General features: G+C 49.7%; 1 rRNA gene (only partly in view). It reads right to left on the bottom strand.

The window, feature by feature from the left end:
* Window positions 1–2,585 (bottom strand): 23S ribosomal RNA (locus RLO81_RS08255); its annotated part runs 36 nt beyond the window's last position; the annotation flags it as partial.

Genomic DNA, 2,585 nt, shown 5'->3' with positions numbered 1-2,585 from the left:
GACCGAACTGTCTCACGACGTTCTGAACCCAGCTCGCGTGCCACTTTAATGGGCGAACAGCCCAACCCTTGGGACCTTCTCCAGCCCCAGGATGTGACGAGCCGACATCGAGGTGCCAAACCTCCCCGTCGATGTGAGCTCTTGGGGGAGATCAGCCTGTTATCCCCAGAGTACCTTTTATCCTTTGAGCGATGGCCCTTCCATGCGGAACCACCGGATCACTATATCCGTCTTTCGACCCTGATCGACTTGTAGGTCTCACAGTCAAGCTCCCTTATGCTATTGCACTCTGCGCACGATTACCAACCGTACTGAGGGAACCTTTGAAAGCCTCCGTTACTCTTTTGGAGGCGACCACCCCAGTCAAACTACCCACCAAACACTGTCTCCGCCAATGGCGGATTAGGCATCACGTAAATAAAGGGTGGTATTTCAACAACGACTCCACGACACCTGGCGGCACCGCTTCGTAGTCTCCCACCTATCCTACACATTATTTACACAATGTCAATGTTAAGCTGTAGTAAAGGTTCATGGGGTCTTTCCGTCCCGTTGCGGGTACGCGGCATCTTCACCGCGACTACAATTTCACCGAGCTCATGGCCGAGACAGTGCCCAGATCGTTGCACCATTCGTGCAGGTCGGAACTTACCCGACAAGGAATTTCGCTACCTTAGGACCGTTATAGTTACGGCCGCCGTTTACTGGGGCTTCAGTTCAATGCTTCTCCTTACGGATAACATCCCCCCTTAACCTTCCAGCACCGGGCAGGTGTCAGGCCTTATACATCATCTTTCGATTTCGCAAAGCCATGTGTTTTTGCTAAACAGTCGCCTGGGCCTTTTCACTGCGGCTTCTCACCCGAAGGTGAGGAAGCGCCCCTTCTCCCGAAGTTACAGGGCCATTTTGCCTAGTTCCTTAGCCATGAATCACTCGAGCAACTTAGGATTCTCTCCTTGACTACCTGTGTCGGTTTGCGGTACGGGTACCATTAACATTACTTAGAAGTTTTTCTTGGAAGCCTGATTAGGGCCACTATCCGCGCTCCCGAAGGATTGCGGTACTATCAGGTTCAGCTAGTCTTGCGGATTTGCCTACAAGTCCAATACCTACACCCTTTAACGTGCTATTCCGTCAGCACGCGAGCCTTTCACTTCTCCGTCACTCCATCGCTGTTAACGGTAGTATGGGAATATTAACCCATGGTCCATCGACTACCCCCTTCGGGTTCGCCTTAGGTCCCGACTAACCCTGATCCGATTAGCGTTGATCAGGAAACCTTAGTCTATCGGTGGGCGGGTTTCTCACCCGCCTTATCGTTACTTATGCCTACATTTGCTTTTCTATACACTCCACCATACATTACCATACGGCTTCTCTGTGAATAGAATGCTCCCCTACCCATCACGCCATAAGGCGGATGCCAAAGCTTCGGTATTACACTTTATGCCCGATTATCATCGATGCCCTGTCGCTCGACCAGTGAGCTGTTACGCACTCTTTAAATGAATGGCTGCTTCCAAGCCAACATCCTGGCTGTCTCAGCAACTGGACTACCTTAGTTCAACTTAGTGTAAATTTGGGGACCTTAGCTGTTGGTCCGGGTTCTTTCCCTTTCGGACAAGGACCTTAGCACCCTTGCCCTCACTGCAGAGTATATCTAATAGCATTCGGAGTTCATCAGGATTTGGTAGGATGTGACTCCCCCTAGTCCTATTGGTAGCTCTACCTCTATTAGACTTAACCTCCACGCTGCTCCTAAAAGCATTTCGGGGAGTACGAGCTATTTCTCAGTTTGATTGGCCTTTCACCCCTACCCACAACTCATCCAAAAACTTTTCAACGTTTACTGGTTCGGACCTCCAGTGCGTGTTACCGCACCTTCATCCTGGTCATGGGTAGATCACCAAGTTTCGCGTCTACCCCCACTGACTGAATCGCCCTATTCAGACTCGCTTTCGCTCCGGCTCCGTGATTCTAATCACTTAACCTTGCCAGTGAGGAGTAACTCGTAGGCTCATTATGCAAAAGGCACGCTGTCACAACACGAAGTTGCTCCAACCGCTTGTAAGCGTATGGTTTCAGGTACTATTTCACCCCCTTATTCAGGGTACTTTTCACCTTTCCCTCACGGTACTTGTTCACTATCGGTCTCTTAGGAGTATTTAGCCTTACCGGATGGTGCCGGCAAATTCAGACGGGATTTCACCTGTCCCGCCCTACTCAGGATACTACTATCATTAATAAGGTTACCAATACGGGGCTATCACCCTCTATGGCCTGTCTTCCCAAACAGTTCTTGTTCTATTATTAATAATTATTGTAGTCCTACAACCCCGATCCAGCCGTAACTGAATCGGTTTGGGCTATTCCGCGTTCGCTCGCCACTACTAACAGAATCACTATTGTTTTCTCTTCCTCCGGGTACTTAGATGTTTCAGTTCTCCGGGTTCGCTTCCGCCAGTTGGCGGATAATACATCTTCAATGTATTGGGTTGTCCCATTCGGAAATCTACGGATCAATTCATATTTGCTAATCCCCGTAGCTTATCGCAGCTTATCACGTCCTTCATCGCCTCTAAGAG

The sequence above is a fragment of the Fulvivirga sp. genome (assembly GCF_040220315.1).
Lineage (GTDB): Bacteria > Bacteroidota > Bacteroidia > Cytophagales > Cyclobacteriaceae > Fulvivirga.
The sequence above is the reverse complement of the archived record's forward strand: the minus strand, read 5'-3'. Positions and strand labels throughout refer to the sequence as shown.